At 73.5% G+C, this 23,221-nt stretch carries 13 protein-coding genes, 2 pseudogenes and 1 riboswitch; of the genes and pseudogenes, 7 read left to right on the forward strand and 8 right to left on the reverse strand.

Features of this window, described 5'->3' with window-relative positions; genetic code table 11:
• Positions 1-2,054, reverse strand: a 2,054-nt coding sequence (locus ABZ385_RS31460) for a DUF6350 family protein (protein ID WP_358914011.1), incomplete at its 3' end; no start/stop codon positions are given.
• A gap of 151 nt (positions 2,055-2,205) precedes the next feature.
• On the opposite strand from ABZ385_RS31460, the pseudogene ABZ385_RS31465 reads away from it, so the two are divergent.
• Together ABZ385_RS31465 and ABZ385_RS31470 are read left to right on the forward strand one after the other, a co-directional pair.
• A pseudogene (locus ABZ385_RS31465) lies at positions 2,206-2,397 on the forward strand (helix-turn-helix transcriptional regulator); the annotation flags it as partial.
• A gap of 846 nt (positions 2,398-3,243) precedes the next feature.
• A pseudogene (locus ABZ385_RS31470) lies at positions 3,244-4,035 on the forward strand (sigma factor-like helix-turn-helix DNA-binding protein); the annotation flags it as partial.
• 72 nt (positions 4,036-4,107) lie between these two features.
• On the opposite strand, the gene sucD reads toward ABZ385_RS31470, so the two are convergent.
• From sucD to ABZ385_RS31495, 5 genes are all read right to left on the reverse strand, one after another.
• Positions 4,108-5,025, reverse strand: coding sequence for a succinate--CoA ligase subunit alpha (gene sucD / locus ABZ385_RS31475; protein WP_358914012.1), 918 nt, complete (start codon positions 5,023-5,025; stop codon positions 4,108-4,110).
• A gap of 21 nt (positions 5,026-5,046) precedes the next feature.
• Positions 5,047-6,225 (reverse strand): ADP-forming succinate--CoA ligase subunit beta, encoded by a 1,179-nt coding sequence (gene sucC / locus ABZ385_RS31480; RefSeq protein ID WP_358588407.1) that lies wholly within the window; start codon positions 6,223-6,225, stop codon positions 5,047-5,049.
• A gap of 397 nt (positions 6,226-6,622) precedes the next feature.
• Positions 6,623-7,774: a VWA domain-containing protein gene (locus ABZ385_RS31485; RefSeq protein WP_358699894.1), complete on the reverse strand. Its 1,152-nt coding sequence runs from the start codon at positions 7,772-7,774 to the stop codon at positions 6,623-6,625.
• Positions 7,771-10,272 carry a DUF5682 family protein gene (locus ABZ385_RS31490; RefSeq protein ID WP_358914013.1) on the reverse strand — a complete coding sequence of 834 codons (2,502 nt, stop codon included), beginning with the start codon at positions 10,270-10,272 and terminating at the stop codon, positions 7,771-7,773. The genes ABZ385_RS31485 and ABZ385_RS31490 overlap by 4 nt, the downstream gene beginning before the upstream one ends.
• Positions 10,269-11,393, reverse strand: a complete 1,125-nt coding sequence (locus tag ABZ385_RS31495) for an AAA family ATPase (protein WP_358914014.1) — start codon at positions 11,391-11,393, stop codon at positions 10,269-10,271. Before ABZ385_RS31495 ends, ABZ385_RS31490 begins: the two co-directional genes overlap by 4 nt.
• Before the next feature lie 152 nt (positions 11,394-11,545).
• Here ABZ385_RS31495 and ABZ385_RS31500 point away from each other — a divergent pair, with 152 nt between their 5' ends.
• Positions 11,546-12,925, forward strand: coding sequence for an SWIM zinc finger family protein (locus ABZ385_RS31500; protein ID WP_358914015.1), 1,380 nt, complete (start codon positions 11,546-11,548; stop codon positions 12,923-12,925).
• A gap of 161 nt (positions 12,926-13,086) precedes the next feature.
• Complete coding sequence (locus ABZ385_RS31505) at positions 13,087-14,943, forward strand: DUF5691 domain-containing protein (protein ID WP_358914016.1); 1,857 nt, start codon at positions 13,087-13,089, stop codon at positions 14,941-14,943.
• Positions 14,944-15,005: 62 nt separating this feature from the next.
• Here the strand turns inward: ABZ385_RS31505 and ABZ385_RS31510 are convergent, their stop codons facing one another.
• Positions 15,006-15,422, reverse strand: coding sequence for a cobalamin B12-binding domain-containing protein (locus ABZ385_RS31510; RefSeq protein ID WP_358589627.1), 417 nt, complete (start codon positions 15,420-15,422; stop codon positions 15,006-15,008).
• A gap of 436 nt (positions 15,423-15,858) precedes the next feature.
• On the opposite strand from ABZ385_RS31510, the gene ABZ385_RS31515 reads away from it, so the two are divergent.
• On the forward strand, positions 15,859-16,947 hold the full coding sequence (locus ABZ385_RS31515; protein ID WP_358914017.1) for an alpha/beta fold hydrolase: 1,089 nt from the start codon (positions 15,859-15,861) through the stop codon (positions 16,945-16,947).
• Positions 16,948-17,172: 225 nt separating this feature from the next.
• Complete coding sequence (locus ABZ385_RS31520) at positions 17,173-18,723, forward strand: M23 family metallopeptidase (protein ID WP_358914018.1); 1,551 nt, start codon at positions 17,173-17,175, stop codon at positions 18,721-18,723.
• A gap of 81 nt (positions 18,724-18,804) precedes the next feature.
• Here the strand turns inward: ABZ385_RS31520 and pcrA are convergent, their stop codons facing one another.
• The gene (gene pcrA / locus ABZ385_RS31525; RefSeq protein ID WP_358914019.1) at positions 18,805-21,294 is read right to left on the reverse strand and encodes a DNA helicase PcrA; all 2,490 of its coding nucleotides are present in this window, start codon (positions 21,292-21,294) and stop codon (positions 18,805-18,807) included.
• A gap of 311 nt (positions 21,295-21,605) precedes the next feature.
• Positions 21,606-21,762, forward strand: a riboswitch (cyclic di-AMP (ydaO/yuaA leader).
• 7 nt (positions 21,763-21,769) lie between these two features.
• Here pcrA and ABZ385_RS31530 point away from each other — a divergent pair.
• Positions 21,770-23,125, forward strand: coding sequence for an NlpC/P60 family protein (locus tag ABZ385_RS31530; protein WP_358914020.1), 1,356 nt, complete (start codon positions 21,770-21,772; stop codon positions 23,123-23,125).
• Positions 23,126-23,221: the final 96 nt, after the last annotated feature.

Consider the following 23,221-nt stretch of genomic DNA (forward strand, 5'->3'; position numbering starts at 1 on the left):
CTCTCCCCGGTCGGTTCGGCGGGCGGTGGGGTGCGGCTCTCCCCGGTCGGTTCGGCGGGCGGTGGGGTGCGGCTCTCCCCGGTCGGTTCGGCGGGCGGTGGGGTGCGGCTCTCCCCGGTCGGTTCGGCGGGCTGCGGGGACGGTTCGCTCCCGGGGCGCCACGGGAGTCTCACGCGAGGTACGTGCAGGTGGGGGCTCTTCTCCCGGGAAGGTTCCGGGCGCGGTGGACGAGTCCGGCGCCGGGACAGCGCCGTGCCGCACCACCGCCAGGCCCGACGGACGGCACCCGGCGACTCCTCGGTGCCGCGCGACTCCTTGGCGCCCGGTGGCTCCTCGGTGCTGCGCGTCCTCTTCCCGCCCCACCAGTCCCTGGCGCCCGGCGACTCCTCGGTGCCGCGCGACTCCTTGGCGCCCGGTGGCTCCTCGGTGCCGCGCGTCTTCTTCCCGCCCCACCAGTCCCTGGCCCCCGGCGACTCCTTGGCATCCGCCGTCCCCTCCGTGCCATGCGACTCCGCGGCACCCGGCCTCTCCCTCACGCCCGGCCGGTCCTTGGCATCCGGCGACGCCTTCGCGTCGCGCGACCTCGTTGCCGTCGGCGGTTTCCCCGCGCTCGGCGGTTCCCCGGTACCGGCGGACCGTCCGGTGCCCGCCGATCCCCCGGTGGCCGGAATCCTCGTACCCGTACCCGGGGACTTCCTGTCAGGCGCCTCGCCCGGGGCGGAGTGCTCCGTGTCGGGTCCACTCGGGTGTGAGCGCAGGCGCCACAACCGTAGGCCCAGGGCCGCCGGGACGCCGACGAGTGCCGTCCAGGCCAGTGCCGCCGCCCCGGTCTGCCACCACACGGGGCCGAAGTCCCTGAGGACCGCCACACCCAGGGGGCCGCCCGAGAGCGCCGCGAGCCCCGCCATGTACACCCCGCACAGCACCGCCGCCACCGCGGCGCCCGCGGCCGTCCGCCCCGCCGTCCAGGCCTCCTCGCGTTCCCCGAAGGCCGGCGCCGCCAAGTGCGCCGTGCTCCACGCCACCGCGAGCCCCGCCGCCACCGGCACCGCCCCGGCCGCCCAGGTCAGCGGCGACCCGGGCCCCGGCGTCGGCACCGCCGCGAGCAGCGGGAACGGCGGCAGCAGTGGGCCCGCGTCCATGGCGAGCGGGCCCACCACGTTCCCGCTGCCGAGCGCGAACCCGGGGCCGAGCCCGTACGCCGCGCCCCACACCGCCGCGTTCGGCATGAGCGCGAGGACCAGGATCAGCACCGCGAACCACCCCGACCAGACGTTCGTGACCTGCGCGAACGACACCCGTACCGGCCCCGCGTGCAGCCCGAGCGACACCGCGACCAGCAGCGCCCCGCCGCCGACGAGGACCGCCGCCCCGACGGCGCCGACCCGCGCGACCTCCAGCGTTCTGCCGCGCACGAAGGAACCCCGTACGCAGTGGGCCCGCACCCCCCGGGGCAGCCGCGCGACGGCGGGCCGCACCGGCTCCGGGAGCGGCCCGCGCGGATGGCCGTGCGCCGTCCACACCCCGAGCGCAGCCGCGCAGGCGACGAGCAGCGGCAGCCGGACCATCACGCTGAGCGCGTCGGGCCGCAGCTCACCGCCCGACGCGTACAGCGTCGCGACCGTGCCGACCAGCAGATAGCCCGCCAGCACGCCGCACCACGCCGTGTGTGCCGCATGGCCCCCGCCGTCGGGGGCCGCCGCGTCCCGCGCCGCCCGGTGCACGAGCCAGCCCGGCAGAACGACGAGGAGCAGCGGTGTCACGCCGACCGGGGCCGCCGCCCCGGAGAGCGTGTCCGTCCTGATCAGCTCTACGCCGTGGGCGAGCAGCCACAGCCCCGCCGCGACGTGCAGCGCCCCGTCGGGGCCGCTGTCCGGATACGGCGAGGTGATCCACAGCATGATGACGAGCACCGCGAGCACGCCGAGGCCGAGGCTGGCCGCGACGGCCCCGTTCACCGCGCAGGTGACGAGGCCCTGGGAGCGGGCGCGGTCGCGGTCGAGCAGTTCCTGGACGGACGGTGACGAGGCAGGGCGATCGGTCGTCTGGCTCACCCGGCCATGCTCCCAACGACACGCGCTTTCTTCGCGTAACAGGCGAATATCGGATGTGTCGCCCAAGATACGTTTATGTACTTATTCGTACTGCGGCTCGGCTGCGCCCGGCCGACCGCCGTACGTCGGCCCACGGTGCGGAGAGTCCGACATGCCCCAGAGCCCTGCCACGTCGCTGCCTTCCCCCAAGGAACGCCGCAGGCTGCGCGAGGCGAAGTCGCTGAGCCACGCCGACCTCGCCGCGAAGCTCGGCGTCACCCGCGAGACGGTCCGCTCCTGGGAAAAGGGCCGTACGAACCCACAGGGCCGTTCCCATGAGGCCTACGCGAAGCTGCTGAACGCGCTCGCCGAGGAGTGCGCCGCCGCCGAGGCCCCGGCCGACGGGGCCGATCCCGGCGCGGGCAGGCATGCCGTGCGGCGGCCCGGCTGGGCCCAGGCGGGCGACGGCGCCAGGTCGACGACCAGGCCCGAGCGGCCGGTCAAGCGCGCCGCGAAACCGCACGGCCCCACGGGGGTGGCGGGCGCCCCACCCGCGGTGAGCGGCCGCTCCCACCTTCGCCCGACGCCCACCTCAGCGCCCGAAGCCACGCCCACGTCGTCCGAGGCCGCCTCTACGTCCACGTCCCACCCCGGGGCTGGGGCTGAGACGTCCGAGGCCGATGCCGAGGCGGAGCCCACGTCCGAGACCGAGACCGGGGTCGGCGCCGAGCCCATGTCCGAGGCCGGTGCGAAGGGCGGTTCCGGTGCCGAGGCCGGTGTCAGTGCCAAGGCCGGCTCCGGCGCCAAGGCCGGCTCCGAGGCCGGTGCCCGCGCCGGTGCCAAGGCCCGTGCCGGTGTCAAGGGGAAGCCCGCGGCCGCAGCTGGGGTCGACGTCGAGTCCGGAGCCGGGAACGCACCCGCACCCGCGCCCCCACCCGCACCCACAACCGAATCCGCACCCGGGGCAGGCCCCGCCGACCCCGCGCCTCCGCCTACCACCTCCGCCCCGGCGCAGGCAGCGGAGGCAGGGAAGTCGCCCGAGCCGGACCCCGCTTCCGGAGCCGCGCCCGCGTCGGCGGCGACGGCCGCACCGGCCCCCACGCCCAAGCAGCCCGCGTCCGGGCAGTCCGCGTCCGGGCAGCCCACGTCCGAGCGCCCCGTCGCCACGCTGACGCCCGCCGCCGCGCTCCCCGTGCGGCGGCGCGACGTCTCGGCCGCCGAGGCGTTCGACGCCCTGTGCGCGCACGCCGCTCCCGCCCTGGTCCGGCAGGCCTATCTGCTCACGGGGCGCCGGTCGCTGGCCCAGGAAGCCGTCGAGCGCGCCTTCCAGCAGGCGTGGCAGCGCTGGCCGGAGGTGGCCGTGGACCGCGACCCGCCGGGCTGGGTCCGCGCCGTCACGCACGAGTACGCCATGTCGCCCTGGCACCGCTTCCGCCCCGGCCTGCGCCGCTCGGACGCCCCGCCCGCCGAACCGGCCGACCGCGCCTTCCTCGGCGTACTCCTGCGTCTGCCGCCCGCCCAGCGCCGCACCCTGCTGCTCTACGACGGCGTCGGCCTCGACCTGCCCGAGACCGCCGCGGAGACGGAGGCGAGCACGCCCGCCGCCGCGAACCGCCTGCTGCACGCGCGCGCGGCGATCGCCGAACGGCTCCCCGACCTGGCGGAGCCCGCGACACTGCACCGGCGCCTCGTCGCCCTGGGCGGCGCGGAGAAGCTGCGGCCGCCGAAGCCGCAGCGCGTGCGGGTGACCAGCGAGCGCCGGGCCCGCCTGTGGACCCGCGCGGCCATCGCCTTCACGACGCTGATCGTCGGGGCCACGGCCCTCACCTTGCGCACGGCCCCGACCCACTACGAACCCCCGCAGGCCCCGGGCCGCGCCATCAGCGGCGTACCGCCCCTCATGGGCCCGGGCCCCCTCTCGTACGAGGACGAGGAACTCCGCGCCAAACTCCGCGGTGAGGTACCGAGCGGCCCCCACCGCCTGGTCCCCCAGGCGAAGTGACGGACCCGCCCCCGGGAACGGGAGCGGGCCCGCACCTCGGCAGAGGTACGGGCCCGCGTCACGTCGGCCGGGTCAGCCCGCCAGGATGGCCCTGGCCAGCTTCGCCGTCTCGGTCGGCGTCTTGCCGACCTTGACGCCGGCGGCCTCCAGGGCCTCCTTCTTGGCCTGCGCGGTGCCGGAGGAGCCGGAGACGATGGCGCCGGCGTGGCCCATGGTCTTGCCCTCGGGCGCCGTGAAGCCCGCGACGTAGCCGACGACCGGCTTGGTCACGTGGGCCTTGATGTAGTCCGCCGCACGCTCCTCGGCGTCGCCGCCGATCTCACCGATCATGACGATCAGGTCGGTGTCGGGGTCGGCCTCGAACGCCTCCAGGGCGTCGATGTGCGTCGTGCCGATGACCGGGTCGCCACCGATGCCGACGGCCGACGAGAAGCCGATGTCGCGCAGCTCGTACATCATCTGGTACGTCAGCGTGCCGGACTTCGAGACCAGGCCGATGCGGCCCGGCTTCGTGATGTCGCCCGGGATGATGCCGGCGTTCGACTGGCCCGGGGTGATGAGACCGGGGCAGTTCGGGCCGATGATGCGGGTCTTGTTGCCCTTGGACTTCGCGTACGCCCAGAAGGCGGCGGAGTCGTGGACGGCGATGCCCTCGGTGATGACGACGGCGAGGGGGATCTCGGCGTCGATCGCCTCGACGACGGCGGCCTTGGAGAAGGCCGGCGGCACGAAGAGGACGGAGACGTTGGCGCCCGTCTTCTCCATGGCCTCCTTGACCGTGCCGAAGACCGGGACTTCGATGGGGGCCCCTCCCTGGCCATTAGGGCCTTGGGGGACGTCGAAGTCGACCTTGGTGCCCGCCTTGCGCGGGTTCACGCCGCCGACGATGTTGGTGCCGTCACCCAGCATGAGCTTGGTGTGCTTCATGCCCGTGGCACCGGTCATGCCCTGGACGATGACCTTGCTGTCCTTGTTGAGGAAGATAGCCATGGCTGTTCTGTCCCTCGTCCCTTACTTCGCGGCCGCGAGCTCGGCGGCCTTGTCGGCCGCGCCGTCCATGGTGTCCACACGCTGCACGAGCGGGTGGTTGGCGTCGCTCAGGATCTTGCGACCCAGCTCCGCGTTGTTGCCGTCGAGGCGCACGACCAGCGGCTTCTCGACCTTCTCGCCCTTGGAGGCGAGCAGTTCCAGGGCCTGCACGATGCCGTTGGCGACCTCGTCGCACGCGGTGATGCCACCGAAGACGTTGACGAAGACGGACTTGACGTCCGGGTCGCCGAGGATGATCTCCAGGCCGTTGGCCATGACCTCGGCGGAGGCGCCGCCACCGATGTCGAGGAAGTTGGCGGGCTTCACGCCGCCGTGCGCCTCACCGGCGTACGCGACGACGTCCAGGGTCGACATGACCAGGCCGGCGCCGTTGCCGATGATGCCGACCTCGCCGTCGAGCTTCACGTAGTTGAGGTTCTTGGCCTTGGCGGCAGCCTCGAGCGGGTTGGCTGCGTCCTTGTCCTCGAGGGCCTCGTGGTCGGGCTGGCGGAAGTCGGCGTTCTCGTCGAGCGAGACCTTGCCGTCCAGGGCCAGGATGCGGCCGTCCTTGGTCTTGACGAGGGGGTTGACCTCGACGAGGAGCGCGTCCTCGGCGACGAAGGTCTCCCACAGGGTCACCATCGCCTCGGCGACACCCTCGGCCACCTCGGCCGGGAACTTCGCCTGCGCCACGATCTCGCGCGCCTTCTCGATGGTCACGCCCTCGACGGCGTTGACCGGGACCTTCGCGAGGGCCTCGGGGGTCTTCTCCGCGACCTCCTCGATGTCCATGCCGCCCTGCACCGAGGCCATGGCCAGGAAGGTGCGGTTGGTGCGGTCGAGGAGGTACGAGACGTAGTACTCGGCCTCGATCTCCGGGGACAGCTCGGCGATCATCACCTTGTGGACCGTGTGGCCCTTGATGTCCATGCCGAGGATGTCCGTCGCGCGAGCGACGGCCTCGTCCGGGTTCGCCGCCAGCTTCACGCCGCCGGCCTTGCCGCGGCCACCGACCTTCACCTGCGCCTTGACGACCGACTTGCCGCCAAGCCGCTCGGTGGCCTCGCGCGCCGCCTCAGGCGTGTCGATGACTTCACCGGCCAGCACCGGTACACCGTGCTTGGCGAAGAGGTCCCTCGCCTGGTACTCGAACAGGTCCACGCGCGTCCGTCCCTAATCCGTGATCTCGCTGCGATCTCGCTGCTTTGGTGTCAGCTGTCTGCGTGGGCGTGCCGCGGAGGGCAACGTGACTGCGCTGTCACAAGGGAGGCGTAGGACGGAGTCCCGTACGCGGCATGTCCGTCTCGCAGGTTATCGCCGTAGGACGTGGGTCCCTAAATCGCAGATCACATTTGGGCGGTGATGACGGTCACAGCCCGGCCGCCGGCCCGACGGTCACCCGCCGGCCGCGGCATGACGGTCGCCACGGCAAACGGACCACTCCCGTCTCCTCCGGCGCGGCCGCTCGGCTCGGATTGCGCCGATTGCTGATGCGATCCGGCCCGGCGTGGCGCGGCGCGGCGCCGGGCATCACGCGCCGGGCGTCACGCGCCGGGCATCACGCCTCGGGTATCGGCAGTGGCCGCCCTTCGATCGCCGCCGCCATCACCTCCGGGAAGTGGTCCGGCGTGCAGGCGAAGGCCGGCGCGTCCAGCGCGGCGAGCGCCGCCGCGTGCTCGCGGTCGTACGCGGGCGCCCCTTCGTCGGAGAGCGCGAGCAGCGTCACGAACCCCACTCCGGACGCCTTCATCGCCGCGACCCGTTTCACCATCTCGTCGCGTATCCCGCCTTCGTAGAGGTCGCTGATAAGGACGACGACCGTGTCCGCGGGCCGGGAGATCCGCGCCTGGCAGTACGCGAGCGCGCGGTTGATGTCGGTGCCGCCGCCGAGCTGGGTGCCGAAGAGGACGTCGACCGGGTCGTCGAGCCGCTCGGTCAGGTCCACCACGTTGGTGTCGAAGACGACGAGCCGCGTGTCGAGCGAGCGCATGGAGGCGAGCACCGCCCCGAACACCGACGCGTAGACGACGGACGCCGCCATCGAGCCGGACTGGTCGACGCAGAGGATGACCTCCTTCTTCACCGACCGCGAAGCCCGCCCGTACCCGATGAGCCGCTCGGGGACGACAGTGCGGTACTCCGGCAGGTAGTTCTTGAGGTTGACCGCGATCGTGCGGTTCCAGTCGATGTCGTGGTGGCGGGGCCTGCTGACGCGCGCGCCGCGGTCCAGGGCGCCGGTGAGCGCGGAGCGCGTCCTGGTCGCGAGCCGCTTCTCCAGCTCCTCGACCACCTTGCGCACGACGGCGCGCGCCGTCTCCTTGGTGGTCTCCGGCATGGCCTTGTTCAGGGAGAGCAACGTGCCCACCAGGTGTACGTCCGCCTCGACGGCCTCCAGCATCTCCGGCTCCAGGAGCAGCGCGGAGAGCCCGAGTCGGTCGATGGCGTCCCGCTGCATGACGTGGACGACGGACGAGGGGAAGTACGTCCGGATGTCGCCGAGCCAGCGCGCCACGGACGGCGCGGAGCCACCGAGGCCCGCCGACCGGCCCCGGCCCCCGTCCTCCTTCCCGCTCCCCGCCCCGTACAGCGCGCCGAGCGCGCCGTCCATCGCCGCGTCCCTTCCGGTGAGGGCGCGCCCCGTCCCGTCCGCGCCGTCCCCGCCGAGCACGAGGCGCCACCGCCGCAGCCGCTCGTCCGTCCCGCCGGTCATCCCGCCACCCCCATCAGGTCGTCGCTCTCTGTCCGTGCCGTGGTCCGTGCCGTGCCGAGCAGCAGCCGCAGCGTCGGCAGGACGGCGTCCGCGCGCGCGGCGTCGATCTCCTCGGCGAACCCGGGCACCCCACCCCCGGCGAGGGCGCCGCCGCCCCCGTCCGGCCCGCGCCGCACCAGCTCCCCCAATGTGCGCCGCACCCCCGGCTCGTACGCCGAGAACGTGCGCCGCAGCAACGGCAGTACGTCGATGAAGGCGTCGTCCGAGACACCGCTCAGCCAGTCGTCCACCAGACCCAGCAGCCGCTCGTCGTGCACGAGGAGCAGCCCGCCCCCGGAACCGCCCCCGACGAATCCCTCGATCCACGCGGCGCCTTCGGCCGGCTCGCTCCCCCGGGACAGCGCGAGGCCCATGAGCCGGCCCGCCTCCCCGTCCGCCAGCTCCCCGGCGTCCAGCAGGAGCCGCGCGCACCGCCCCCGCACGACCCCTGCGACGGTCTCCCGCCGCGCCATCACGCGCAGCACGGCGCTCCACCGGGCCCGGATCTCTGCGGGGGCCGTGCTCTGCGGCGCGGCGGCATCGTCGTCGGGACGCGGGGGAGGGGAGGCGTGCCGCGCCGGGGACCCCGCATCCCCGGCCGACCCGCCGGCGCCCTCACTCGCAGCAGGTGCCGACCGGAGCTCCGCCAGCAGCCCCACCGCCTGGTGCACCGCGTCGACATGCCCCCGCATCTCCAGGGCCGCGTCCGCGTCGAGTCCCGCGCAGGCCGCCGGGAGGCCGACGAAGATCCGCTCCGCGAGGCCGTGGGCGACCTCGGCGAGCGCCGCCGTGTCCGTCCCCCGCACGTCCCCGTACCGCAGGGACCGCACGAGGGCGGGCAGGGCCTGCGCCAGGTGCCCGACGTCCGCGTCCAGCGCCGCCCGGTCGGCGAGCACCCCCATCACCACGGGCAGCGCGTCCGGCAGCTGGGCCAGCAGGCACCGCTCGGCGAGCGCGGTGACCTCGGCGAGGCCCGTCGCCGCGACGGCGTCGGACGACGCCCGGCCCGTGGCCGCGCCCAGCACCGTGGTCCCCCAGACCCCCGCCTCGGCGACCCGCACGGACAGCTCCGGCTGCCACCGCAGGCGCCAGGTCTCCCGGAACGTCCCCGTGCTGCCCCGGGAGCCCGCCGGCTCGCCCCAGCCGATGCCGAGGAGCCGCAGGCGGTGCAGCAGTGTGCTGCGGGCCGCGTCCGTCTCCTTGCGCAGGTCCAGCTCCAGCTCCCGCTCCTGTGCCTCGGGCTTGAGCCGCAGCTTGCGCTGGAGCACGGTGAGGTCGCGCTGGAGCGGCACCGCGGGCGCCGACTCCGGGACCTCGCCCAGCACGTCCCCCACGACGAGCCGGTCGTGCACCAGGGCGAGCGGCACGTCCGAGCCCTCGCACATCACCGCCCGCACGGCGTCGGTCGTCTCGGTGAGCCCCGCAAGCGGCCGCCCGCGCATCGCGGCGAGCGTCTCGGCGAGCCGGACCGCCTCGATCACGTGCGCGGACGAGACGAGCCTGCCCTCGTCGCGCAGCAGCCCCGCGACCTTCGTCATCCAGCGCTCGACGGGCCGGTCGAGCGCGCCGAAGAGATGGCCGTACCAGCCGGGCGACGCGATGCCCGCGCCATACCCGCCGGCGCGGGAGAGCCGGCGGTGCGTCCAGGGCACCCACGTCATCTCCGCCTTCACCTTGGGCAGGCCCTTGAGCAGCGCCCGGTCGGCGGCCACGGTGACCTTGCGGCGCAGCGCGGGCACGTGCCAGGCGCCGCACACCACCGCCACCCGGTCGGGCCCGAAGTCCTTCTGCGCGGCCCTCGTCCGGAGCCGCATGTGGGCCTCGCGCACCAGGTCGCGGTCGTGCCCGCCGTCCCCGTAGGCCTCGCGCAGCGCGCCCATGGCGTCGCCCAGCGCCTCGAACGGCGCGAACGGGTCCCCGCCCGCCTCCCGGTGCTCCACGACGTCCTCCCACCAGCGCTCGGGGTCGTCGTATCCGGCGGTCCCGGCGAGGACGGCCAGCGGATCGATCCGTACGGCGTCCCCGACGGTCTCCGTCTCCGGGGCGGCCCCGGGCCCGTCCTCGGCGCCCTCCTCGCCGCCGTCCCCGGCTCCCTCCTCGGCCCACGCCAGCGAGTGCGCCGCCGGAAGGTCGATGAAGCGGACGGGCACGCCTCGTGCGACGGCCCACCGGATGGCCACCCACTCCGGGGAGAACTCGGCCAGCGGCCAGAACGCCGAGCGGCCCGGCTCGTCGACCACGTGCGCGAGCAGCGCGACCGGCGGCCGCATCCCCTCGTCGGCCGCGAGCCCCACCAGGGGGTCGGCCTCCGGCGGTCCCTCGATCAGCACGGCTTCGGGCCGCGCCTCGTCCAGCGCCGCCCGCACCGCGCGGGCCGACCCGGGTCCGTGGTGGCGCACCCCGAGCAGCAGCGTCTCCCCGGCCCCGGCCGCCGCCCCCCGCGCCGTGGCCCCGGTCATGCGCTCACCTCACGGCACGCGCGGTAGAAGTCCTTCCAGCCGTCACGCTCCCGCACGACCGTCTCCAGGTACTCCTGCCAGATCACGCGGTCCGCCGCCGGGTCGCGCACGACGGCGCCGAGGATGCCGGCCGCGACGTCGCCGGGGCGCAGGACGCCGTCGCCGAAGTGGGCCGCGAGAGCCAGGCCGTTCGTGACGACGGAGATCGCCTCGGCCGTCGACAGGGTGCCGCTGGGCGACTTCACCTTCGTCCGCCCGTCGGCCGTGACGCCGTCGCGCAGCTCGCGGAAGACGGTGACGACACGGCGTATCTCGTCGATGCCCTCGGGCCCGGCGGGCAGGTCGAGCGAGCGGCCGATCTGGTCGACGCGGCGCGAGACGATGTCGACCTCCGCGTCGGCGCTCTCCGGCAGGGGCAGGACGACGGTGTTGAAGCGGCGGCGCAGGGCGCTGGAGAGGTCGTTGACCCCGCGGTCGCGGTCGTTGGCGGTGGCGATGAGGTTGAAGCCCCGTACGGCTTGCACCTCCTGGCCCAATTCGGGGATCGGCAGCGTCTTCTCGGAGAGGATCGTGATGAGCGTGTCCTGCACGTCGGCGGGGATGCGGGTCAGCTCCTCGACGCGCGCCGTCATGCCCTCGGCCATGGCCCGCATGACGGGGCTGGGCACGAGCGCGTCCCGGCTCGGTCCGTGCGCGAGGAGCCGGGCGTAGTTCCACCCGTAGCGGATGGCCTCCTCCGGTGTGCCCGCCGTGCCCTGCACGAGCAGCGTCGAATCCCCGCTGACCGCGGCGGCGAGGTGCTCCGACACCCACGTCTTCGCGGTGCCCGGCACACCGAGCAGCAGCAGGGCGCGGTCGGTGGCGAGGGTGGTGACGGCGACCTCCACGATGCGGCGCGGCCCCACGTACTTGGGCGTGATCACCGTGCCGTCGGGCAGCGTGCCGCCGAGCAGATAGGTCGCGACGGCCCATGGCGAGAGCTTCCACCGCTGCGGCCTCGGCCGATCGTCCTGGGCGGCGAGCGCGGCCAGTTCGGCGGCGAAGGCGTGCTCGGCGTGGGGCCGCAGCACGCCGGACGGACGCGCGGTCGCGGACGTCGTCGAGTCGACGGAAACGGTCATGAGCGATCCCCCTCCTGCTCGTCCGGGCACGTGCGGCCCGGAGGTGTTCCCACCGTGCACCACGCCACTGACAATCAACCGGCGCCCGCCTGTGACCTGTGCGGATGCCGGTGCCGGGGCCGATTGTCAGTGGCGGGGCCTACCTTCGGGACATGACTCAGCAGGGGGTGCGCTGGACGGCGGATCAGGTGCTGGCACTGGCGCCTGACGCCCCGTCGCGCAAGGCGGGAAGCAGACTCGGCGTCGCCGGCCCATGGTCGGAGGCGGGCAGTTCGGGCGAGGGGGCGGTGTGGGGGCTGTGCAAGGGCAGCGGCAGCAAGCCGTATCGGACGGTCGTGGACCTCTCGGCCCCGGCGGGCCCGGCGTACAAGTGCAGTTGTCCGAGCCGGAAGTTCCCGTGCAAGCACGCGCTGGGGCTGCTGCTGGTCTGGGCCGCCGGCGACAGCACCGTGCCGGACGGCGCCCCGCCCGCGTGGGCCGAGGACTGGCTGGCCTCCCGCCGCAAAAGCGCTGACGGCGAAGGGAGTTCGGCCGCCTCGCCCGCCTCGTCCGTCGCCGCCCCGGCGGATCCCGAGGCGGCCCGCAAGAGGGCGGAGAGGCGGGCCGGGCGGATCACCGCGGGGGCGACGGAACTGGAACAGCGCCTGTGCGATCTGCTGCGCTCCGGCACCGCCTCCGCCGAACAGACGGGATATGGCCTGTGGGAGGAGACGGCGGCCCGCATGGTCGACGCGCAGGCCCCCGGTCTTGCCGCGCGGGTACGGGAGTTGGGGGCCATACCGTCCTCGGGGCCCGGCTGGCCGGTGCGCCTGCTGGAGGAGTGCGCCCTGCTGCACCTGCTCGACCAGGGCTGGCTCCGCCGCGACGAACTGCCGCCCGAACTGGCCGCCACGGTCCGCTCCCGCGTCGGCCTGCCCGGCCGGCCCGAGGCGCCGCCCCTGCGGGACCACTGGCTGGTCCTCGCGCAGTACGACACCGGGGACGGCAAGCTGACCACGCGCCGCGTCTGGCTGTACGGCATGGAATCGGGCCGCACGGCGCTGCTCCTCTCCTACGGTGCGGCGGGCCGCCCCCCGTCGCTCGCTCTGCCGGTGGGCCTCGCCCTGGACGCGGAGCTGACCGGATATCCGGGGGCGCGGCAGCTCCGGGCGGAGCTGGGCGAGCAGTTCACGGCCCCGGCGCCCACGGCACGGCGCCCGCCGGGCGTACGGACGGAGGAGGCCGCCGCCCTGTACGGCGAGGCGCTGCGTGACGACCCCTGGCTGGACGCCTGGCCGGTGACGCTCCGCGACGTCATACCGACCCCCGTCGAGCAGACGGGCCAACAATCCGATCAGCGCTGGCAGTTGGTTGACGCCGAGGGGGATCTGGCGCTGCCCATGGCGTCCGCCACTCCCGCGCCACGCCTCTGGCGGCTGGTCGCCCTGTCCGCGGGCGCACCACTGACGGTCTTCGGCGAGTGCGGCCATCAGGGCTTCACTCCCTTGACCGCGTGGCCCCGGGACACGGGAGAGACGGTGCCGTTGTGCTGACCGAGGAGTGCCAGGGGCCGCCCGGCCGGCGCCAGGAGCAGCAGCCCTACGCCAGGGGGACCGATCCCGTCAGGAGGACCGGCCCCCAGTCAGGAGCAGCAGACCCGCGCACGGAGCGGCAGGCCAGCTCAGGAGGAGCAGATGAACGCCAGGAGGAGCAGATGACCGCCTCACCCGCAGCGGCGCGGCGGCCCGCGCCCGCCGCTCCCGCCGAGGTTCCCACCGGCGCTCCCACCGGCACTCCCACTGGCAGTGCTCCCGCCGATGCTCCCACCGGCAGTCCTCCCGCCGACGTTCCCACCGCCACTCCCACCGGCAGTGCTCCCACCGGCAGTGCTCCCGCCCACGCTCCCACCGGCGCTCCTACCGCCGTTGGACGCGCTTCCTGGGAGGAACTGATCACGGCGGCCCTGCTCGGCACCGACCGACGCGCACTGCCCGCCGGCCTGACCGCGCCCGGCAGGACGGCGCCGGCCGCCCTCCTGGACGAGGCGGCGGTGCAGACCGTCCGCCGCAGAGCGGGACTGCGTCCGGCGCCGGCCGCCACCCCGCCCGAGCCCGCGGCCCGGGATCCGAGGCCTCCGGCGCCCCCCGCCGCCCGGCGCAGGCTCGCCACGCTGCTCACCGGCCGGCCCGGCACCGGCGGCGGTGGCAGGCGCGGTGCGACACCCGACCTGATGGAGCTGCTCCCCCAGTGGCTGGCCCTGGCCAATGCCCGGGGGTACGGCGCGCCGCCGGAGCTGCTGCCCGCCCTGCTCGACGCGGCCCGTGGCCGCACGGACCTGCGCCCCCAGGCGCTGACCTTCGGGGGCCCCAGGGCCCTGTGGCTCGCCCGCCTCAACCCGGACTGGAGGTTCGCGCTCCGTGCCACCCCGGGGGGCGGCGTGCCGCTGCCCTCGGCGGACGACACGGCCGATGTCCGCCGGCTGTGGGAAGAGGGCCTCTTCGCGGAGCGGGTCGCGCTGCTCGCCGCGCTCCGCGCGCACGACACCGCGGCCGCCCGGGACCTGCTCGACTCGACGTGGGCGACGGAGCGGGCGGAGGACCGCCTGATGTTCCTCGACTCCCTCCGCACCGGCCTGTCCGCCGCAGACGAGCCGTTCCTGGAGCGGGCCCTCACCGACCGCAGCCGCAACGTCCGCTCCACCGCCGCCGAGCTGCTCTCCTCGCTTCCCGGCTCGGCGCTCGCCGGGAGGATGGCGGCCCGGGCGGCGTCCTGCGTGGCCGTGGACCACGTGTCGAGCCGGCCGACCCTCATGGTCGAGGCCCCGCACGAGTGCGACGCGGGCATGGAGCGGGACGGGGTCTCCCCCAAGCCGCCGACCGGCCGGGGCGAGCGCTCCTGGTGGCTCGGCCAGCTGGTGGAGGCGGCGCCCCTGGCCATCTGGCGGACCCGGCTCGGCCGGCGTACCCCGGCGGAGATAGTGGCGCTGCCGGTCGCCGACGACTGGCGCGGCGAGCTGCACGCCGCGTGGTGCCGTGCGGCCGTACGCCAGAAGGACGCGACCTGGTCCAGGGCCCTGCTCGGCACCCCCGCGGCCCCGGACGCGGCGGGCCCCGGCGCCGTCTCGCTCGCCGAACGCGCCAAGCTCCTCGCCTCGCTGCCCGCGGCGGAGCGGGCCGAGTGGGTCGCCGGCTTCATCGCCTCGCACGGCCTGTCCGAGGCGTTCCAGCTGCTCGGCGTGTGCGCCGTCCCCTGGGCCGAGCCGCTGGGCCGCGCGGTGGTCGACGCGCTGAACATCGCGCGGGACGCGGGCAGTTACCCCTGGAGCTTCAGCGGCGTCATGGGCCTCGCCGAACGCTGCCTCGACCCCGAGGAAGCGGTCCGCCTGGAGTCGCTCACGGCGGTCCCGGACGAACAGGACGACGCCTCACCCGGAGCGGGCGGCTACTGGTCGGAGGCGTTCCAGCGCCTGGTCACCACCTTGCGGCTGCGCGCGGCGATACGTGACGAACTGTCGCCGCCGGTCACCGCCGCTCGGCCCCCGGCCACCGCGGTTGAGCCCCGGGAGCACTGATGCCGGGGAGGTGGGGCCGGCTGCGGACCGGTCCTGAGCCGGGCTCCGGGGCACCCCGGAGGTCAGGCCCCGGCGGGCTGCCGCACGTTGGCCCGGACCCATTCCACGATCGAGGTCGTGGTGGCCCCGGGGGTGAAGATCTCCGCGACACCCTTCTCCTTCAGCGGCGCGATGTCCGCCTCCGGGATGATGCCGCCGCCGAACACCAGGATGTCCTGCGCGTCCCGCTCCTTCAACAGCTCGATCACCCGCGCGAAGAGCGTGTTGTGCGCCCCGGACAGGATGGACAGGCCGATCGCGTCGGCGTCCTCCTGGATCGCGGTGTCCACCACCTGCTCGGGCGTCTGGTGGAGCCCGGTGTAGATGACCTCCATACCGGCGTCACGCAACGCCCGCGCGATCACCTTGGCTCCCCGGTCGTGCCCGTCCAGCCCCGGCTTGGCGACCACCACGCGGATCGGCCCGGCTGCCACACCCATCACTGCCTCCATGTACCCATATCCGTACCGACATCCATCTGTCCGAGCATGCCCGAGCACGGACACCCCGCGCCGCGAGGACGGGGGAAGTGAACGAACGTTATCTCCAGCATCGCGCAAGCGGCAGTTTCGCGGCGGAGAGGGAGGGGGAAATCACACGTGGGACACATTCGCTGCGCGCCGTCCACCGAGCGGGGGTTCACGCCCCGCTTCCGGACCAGGCGCGAGGGGAGCCGCATCGAGATCGCCGGACCACCACGCCGGCAGCCGCCCGGCGTGGTGGTGCGGTGCATCGGCGGCGCGACGGGGGCAGGGTGCCGTTCGTACGACGGCAGCCGCGGCCCCGCCGCGCGACCGACTCTCCTTGCCCACGACTCCCCCTAGGGCACACGGGGGACGGCGCCGTCCTCCCGCGCTGCCGGTCGGGAGGTCGACGATGCCGGTCACCGGGGCCCGCCCCTTTCACGCCCGGGGCTTTCCGCTGCCCAGACCGCCCGGGACCGGACTCTCGGCACTGCTGACGCTGCCCGCGCTGTCGACGCTGCGGACCCTGCCTTTCCTGCCCTCGGTGCGGGGGATGCCGCGACCCGGCTGGGCGGTACGGGGCATCCCACGACCCAGCTGGGCTTCGCTGCACTCCCTGCCCTCCCTGCCTTCGCTGCCCGCGGTTTCCGCCCTGCCCGGCCTGTCCGCGCTGGCGGCCCTGCCCGCGTTGCCCGGCAGGATCGCGGGCCAGTTCTCGGGAGCGCTTTTGAAGGCGACCGCCCTGGAAGCGGCGATCCTCGCGGGTCACCTCGTCCTCTACCCCTCGGGCATCGCCCAGGAGCGCAGGGTGATGCCCGTCCAGCCGCCACCCGACGCGCCCCGCCTGCCCCCGGACGGGCGCCCCCCGGTTCTGCTCCTGCACGGCTTCGCCGACAACCGCTCCGTGTTCGTCCTGCTCCGCCGCGCACTGACCCAATACGGCGGACGCCGGGTGGAGTCGCTCAACTACTCACCGCTGACCTGCGACATCCCCACCGCCGCCGAGCTGCTCGGCCGGCGCGTCGAGGAACTGTGCGAGCGCGCGGGCCACGCCCGGGTGGACATCGTCGGCCACAGCCTCGGCGGCCTGATCGCCCGCTATTACGCCCAGCGCCTGGGCGGCGACGTACGCGTTCGCACGCTGGTCACGCTCGGCACCCCGCACACGGGCACCCGCGTCGCACCGCTCGCGAACGCCCACCCGATCGTGCGGCAGATGCGTCCGGGATCCGCCGTGATCGAGGAGCTGAAGGAACCCGCGCCCGACTGCCGTACGCAGTTCGTGAGCTTCTGGAGCGATCTCGACCAGGTCATGGACCCGCCGGAGACCGCCTGTGTCGACCATCCCGACCTGCTCGCGCAGAACATCCAGGTGACCGGAATCGGCCATCTCGCGCTGCCGGTCCATCCGGCGGTCGCGAACGGCGTGCGCGAAGCGCTCGATCTGGCCGAACCAGGGGCGGATGCCAAGGGGGCACCGGGCGGACTCACGGTCGCCTGACCTCTCCGCCGACGACGGCTGCTCACGGATTCACAGCCGCACACCCCGTCCCAGCTCGAACAGGGGTCGAACGTAGTACCAAGCCGACGCCCATAGTCCCCCGAAAGAAGGCCGAATGCCCGTTTCCTGAAACCATGAAACCTGCCGAAGATTGTCGCGCCCGTATACCGCCGGGTACAGTCGCCGCACTGCTCTGCCCCTGCTGCCGAGGCGAAAGAGAAGTTGGTGAACGACCGTCACCCGTCGGGGAGCTCGACTCCCCCGCCCTCGGCACCCGGCGCCGATTACCCGCCCTATGCGACGTACGACCAGCAAAGCGCCCCGCACGGCGGCTACGGCTACGACGCCTACTCCACCGGCAGTTGCGACACCGGGGTCTTCGACACCGGCACCTTCGCGACCGACCCGCTCTTCGGTGAGATGAGCGGCGCCGAGTACGACACCGGCCAGTGGGCGACCGCCCCGGACGCCCGTCAGCCGGCGGACACCGCTCAGCAGCCGGCCACCTATGCCACGTACGCGGGGCAACAGCACGGCGCCTACGACACCGACAGCCACGACACCTCCGGCTGGTCGACCGGCGCCTATCAGCACCTCGCCGACATCCCCTCCCAGCAGGGCCCCGACAGCACGGGCCAGTGGGACACCACCAACTGGAACCAGCCGCCCGCGACCGGCCAGTGGGAGACCCAGTCCTTCGACACGGGCGCCTACGACGCCACCGCGTGGAACTCCGCCGGTGACTCGCACGAGACACAAGCGACGCACGAGCCCGCGGAATCCGAGACTCCGCAGCCGTACGAGGCCGGTGTGACCGGTGAGACCGGTGAGACCGGTGAGACGTACGAGAGCACCGAGCGGTACGAGCTGACCGAGCAGTACGAGATCTCCGCCGAGGCCGCATACGCGGACGCGGACTCCTACGAGGGCGGGAACGAGGACCCGTACGAGGACGCGGAGCACGAGCCCGCCGCGCACGTCCCGGTCCCCGCGCCCCGCGCCGCCCGCGGCAAGAGCGGCGGACCCGGAGCGGGCCGGTCGAGAACCCGTCGCCGCACCCCCGCCAAGCGTTCCGCTCTGCTGACCGTCGCCGTGCCCTCGGCCTGCGTGATGGGCGTCGCCGGAGTGGCCGCCGCCTCCGTGGGCAGCTTCGGTGGGGACGACCACAAGGAGACGGCGGCCTCGGTCCCGGACGCCGCGTCCGTGCAGCCTTCCACCGCCAACAACAAGCTGGACACCCAGCTGGCGAACCTCTCCGCGGACGCGGGCGACTTCGCGGACCGGGCGAGCCGCACGCAGGAGCGCATCGACCTCAAGGCCCAGAAGGTGGCCGCGCAGAAGCAGGCGGCGGCGGAGGCGGCGCGCAAGGAGCGCATGCGCCCCAAGTTCGTCCTGCCGGTCAAGCAGCACGGCCTGAGCGCGCAGTACGGACAGGCGGGCGTCAACTGGATGTCGGCGCACTCCGGCATCGACTTCCCGGTCTCGTACGGCACAGAGGTCTTCGCCGCGACCGACGGCACCGTGACCACGAAGTGGAACAGCGCCTACGGCAACATGGCGATCGTGACCGCCAAGGACGGCACGGAGACGTGGTACTGCCACCTCTCCCAGCACAAGATCTCCAGCGGTCCGGTGAAGGCCGGCGAGACCATCGCCTTCTCCGGGAACTCCGGCAACTCCACGGGCCCGCACCTGCACTTCGAGGTGCGCCCCAGCCACGGCTCGGCTATCGACCCGCTGCCGTGGCTGCGCAGCCACGGCCTCGACCCGACGTAACCGGGGCCGCCCCGCCGGGCGCGGCTCGCCGATGGGCCGCCGCCGGCGAAGGCGCGGCCCACCGGGCTCCCGCCCCCGGCGTTACAGCTTCTCGACCGGCGCGTACCGCAGCAGGAGCCGCTTCGGCTTGGGCTCACCGAAGTCCACCGTCGCCTCGGCGTTCGCCCCGGTGCCCTTCACCCCGACCACGGTCCCCAGGCCGAACTGGTCGTGCGTCACCCGGTCCCCGACCGCCAGCGAGACCACCGGCTTCTCCGAGGCGCGGCGGGTCGCGAAGCCCTGCGCGCCGCCCGTGCGCGAGCGCGAGGAGGACAGCGACGAGGCGATGCCACCGGCGGGACCGGAGGACGCCAGGGGGCCGACGGAGCCCTTCCGCTTCCAGTCCAGATGCGTGTCCGGAATCTCTTCGAGGAAGCGGGACGGCGGGTTGTAGGAGGGCTGGCCCCAGGCGCTGCGCATCGAGGACCGGGTCAGGTAGAGCCGCTCCCGCGCGCGCGTGATGCCCACGTAGGCGAGGCGGCGCTCTTCCTCCAGCTCCTTGACCTGCCCGAGGGAGCGCATGTGCGGGAAGACGCCGTCCTCCATGCCGGTCAGGAACACCACGGGGAACTCCAGCCCCTTGGCGGTGTGCAGCGTCATGAGCGTGATGACTCCGGAGCCGTCGTCCTCCTCATCCGGAATCTGGTCGGAGTCGGCCACGAGCGCGACGCGCTCCAGGAAGTCGGAGAGCGTGCCCGCCGGAGCGGCGGCCCCCTCCTCGCCTTCCGGCCGCGCGTTCCCTTGCGCGTTCTCCTGCTCGAATTCGAGTGCGACGGCGGCGAGTTCCTGGAGGTTCTCGATGCGGGTCTCGTCCTGCGGGTCGGTCGACGCCTGCAGCTCGGCGAGGTAGCCGGTCCGCTCGAGCACGGCCTCCAGGACGACGGCGGGGCCCGCGCCGGACTCGACGATGGTCCGCAGGTCCTCCATGAGCGCGTTGAACCGCTTGACGGCGTTGGTGGAGCGGGCCGCCATCCCGTACGCCTCGTCGACGCGGCGCAGTGCCTGTGGGAAGGAGATCTTCTCGCGCTGCGAGAGGGCGTCGATCATCGCCTCGGCGCGGTCGCCGATGCCCCTCTTGGGGACGTTGAGGATGCGCCGCAGCGGGACCGCGTCCTCGGGGTTGGCGAGAACGCGCAGGTAGGCCAGCACATCGCGGACCTCCTTGCGCTCGTAGAAGCGGACGCCGCCGACGACCTTGTAGGGCAGGCCGACACGGATGAAGATCTCTTCGAAGACACGGGACTGGGCGTTCGTCCGGTAGAAGATCGCGACGTCGCCGGCCTTCGCGTCGCCCGCGTCCGTGAGCCGGTCGATCTCGTCGGCGACGAACTGCGCCTCGTCGTGCTCGGTGTCGGCGACATAGCCGGTGATGCGGGCGCCCGCGCCCTGGTTGGTCCACAGGTTCTTCGGGCGGCGGCTCTCGTTCCGCTCGATGACGGCGTTCGCGGCGGTCAGGATCGTCTGCGTGGAGCGGTAGTTCTGCTCCAGGAGGATCGTCGTCGCGTCGGTGTAGTCCTCCTCGAACTGGAGGATGTTGCGGATGGTGGCACCGCGGAAGGCGTAGATCGACTGGTCCGCGTCACCCACCACGCACAGCTCCGCGGGGTCGTCGCCCTCGCCCCCGGAGGGGCCGACCAGCTCGCGCACCAGCGCGTACTGCGCGTGGTTCGTGTCCTGGTACTCGTCGACCATGACGTGCCGGAAGCGGCGGCGGTAGTGCTCGGCGACGTCCGGGAAGGCGCGCAGGAGGTGGACCGTCGTCATGATCAGGTCGTCAAAGTCCAGCGCGTTCGCCTCGCGCAGGCGTGACTGGTACATGGCGTAGGCCTGGGCGAGGGTCTTCTCGAAGCCGTCTGCCGCCTGCGCCGCGAAGTCCTCCTCGTCGATCAGCTCGTTCTTCAGGTTCGAGATCTTGGCGCTGAAGGACTTCGGCGGGAACTTCTTGGGGTCCAGGTCGAGATCACGGCAGACCAGGGCCATCAGGCGCTTGGAGTCGGCGGCGTCGTAGATCGAGAAGGAGGACGTGAAGCCCAGCTTCTTGTACTCGCGGCGCAGGATGCGGACGCAGGCGCTGTGGAAGGTCGACACCCACATCGCGTTGGCCCGGGGGCCCACGAGCTGCTCGACGCGCTCCTTCATCTCGCCCGCGGCCTTGTTCGTGAAGGTGATCGCGAGGATCTGGCCGGGGTGCACACCGCGCTCGGCGAGGAGGTACGCGATGCGGTGGGTCAGCACGCGGGTCTTGCCGGAGCCGGCGCCGGCGACGATGAGCAGCGGGGAGCCCGCGTGCACGACGGCCGCGCGCTGGTTCTCGTTCAGCCCCTCCAGGAGCGTCGCCGGGTCGATGACCGGGCGCGGGGCACCGTCGCGGTAGTGCGTGTCCCGGGTCATGGGCACGTCGAACTTCCCGCTGAACAAGTCGTCCGGAACCGGTTCCGGAGCGCTGTCCTCGGGCGGCGGCGGGGGCTCTTCGTCCGCGGCCCGGGAAGGCCGCAGGTCCGCCAGGAAGCTGTCATCAAAGAGGCTGCTCATCGCCTCCCGAGTCTAGGCGGCCCCACTGACAAACCGCCCCGGGTTCCGACCACCTCACATCCGCCGTCCGCTCACATCCGGTGACCGGCTCCCCTTCTTCTACGCCCCGCCCGCGAACGATCACGCTCCGCAGCGCCCCGCTGGTCCCGCGTCACGCCCACGTCATGCCCCCGCCATGCCCGCGTCAAGACCCTCGTAAAGCCACGGAAATGTATCGGGCATATCGCACATCAACCTTCACACCCGCCTCACGAGTTGGCTAGCGTGCTGCGCGGGCCGCTCGTCCCCCGCCGGCGAACCTCGCCGGGAGCGGGTGGCCTCCGCCGAGTCCGACGCGTTCGGAGCCGGGGACCCACCGAAAACCTGGGGTGAATCGGTCCCGTACGCAGTACGGGACCGTAGGGCAACCTTCCGGAGCACCCGCCCGAACCCGACAGCTAACCCGGTAGGCGGTCTACGGAAGGAGTCGCCTCCCTTGGCGTCGCACCGCAAGCCACGGACCCGGCCGACCGCACCCCGGCCCCGCACCGCCCCGGCCGTCGGCCTCACGACGGCCGCCCTGACCTCCGTGGCCCTCCTGTCGCAGAGCGCGCAGGCAGCCCCCTCCCCCGAGCCGACGAGGCCCGGCCTCGAAGAGCCGAGCCCCGAAGGACCCGGCCTCGAAGGGCCCGGCCTCGAAGAGGTGCGGAAGCTCGAAGGACCCAGCCTCGAAGAGGTGCGGAAGAAGGTCGACGACCTCTACCACCAGGCGGGCGTGGCCACCCAGAAGTACAACTCGGCCAAGGAGAAGACCGACAAGCAGCGCAGGAAGACCGGCCGCCTGCTCGACGACGTGGCCCAGCGCGCGGACAAGCTGAACGAGGCACGTCAAAAGCTCGGCTCCTACGCCACCGCGCAGTATCGCACCGGCGCCGCCTCCCATACGGCCGCGATGATGCTGGCCGACGACCCCCAGGGTTACTTCGACCAGAACCACCTGGCGGGCCGGCTGACCGCGCGGCAGAAGAAGGCCGTGGACGACTACCAGGCGCAGCAGGCGTCGGCGACGAAACAGCGCGCGAGGGCGGCGCGGAGCCTGGAGACGCTGAGCGACTCCCGCGACGGCCTCAGGACGAGCAAGCGGACCGTCCAGAAGAAGCTGGGCGAGGCGCGCGAGCTGCTCTCGGAGCTGACCGCCGAGGAGAAGGCGCGGCTCGCGGCGGCCGAGCGGAAGCGGGAGCGGGAGGCTGCGCGCGAGGCCGTGGAGCTGTCGCGCGAACAGGCCGCCGAGGCGGCGCGCAAGCGCAAGGCGGAAGAGGCCGCGCGGAAGGAGACGGATCGGGGCCAGGCGCAGCGGCAGGGCCAGGGGCAGGGGCACGGGAGCGGGTCGGCCGGGGGGACGGGAGCGGGCCAGGGCGGCGACTCAGGGACCGGAAGTGGATCGGGTCCCGGGTCGACTCCCGGGTCGGGTTCCGGCTCGGGGAGCACGGACAGCGGTTACTCCACCAAGGCCGCGAAGGTCGTCGCTTTCGCGCGGGCCCAGCTCGGCAAGCCGTACGTCTGGGGCGCCACGGGACCGGACTCCTACGACTGCTCCGGGCTCACCCAGGACGCGTGGAAAGCCGCGGGGATCTCCCTGCCGCGCACCACGTGGGACCAGGCGAAGGGCGGCACGACCGTGCGGACCGCCGACGCCGAGCCGGGTGACCTGGTGTTCTTCTACGACGACCTCAGTCACGTGGGGATCTACATCGGCGACGGCAAGATGATCCACGCCCCGAGGCCGGGCACGAACGTCCGTGTCGAGTCGATCCACTACATGCCCCTCCACCGCGTGGTGCGCCCGGTGTAACCCTGGTGAGCGCCCTCTACGCGCGCGTGGCCCGCACTCTACGCGAGCTGCGTCGTCGTCTCCTCCGCGATCCGCGCCGACAACCCCGAGCTGGCC

Source organism: Streptomyces sp. NPDC005898, assembly GCF_040629635.1.
Taxonomy (GTDB): Bacteria; Actinomycetota; Actinomycetes; order Streptomycetales; family Streptomycetaceae; genus Streptomyces.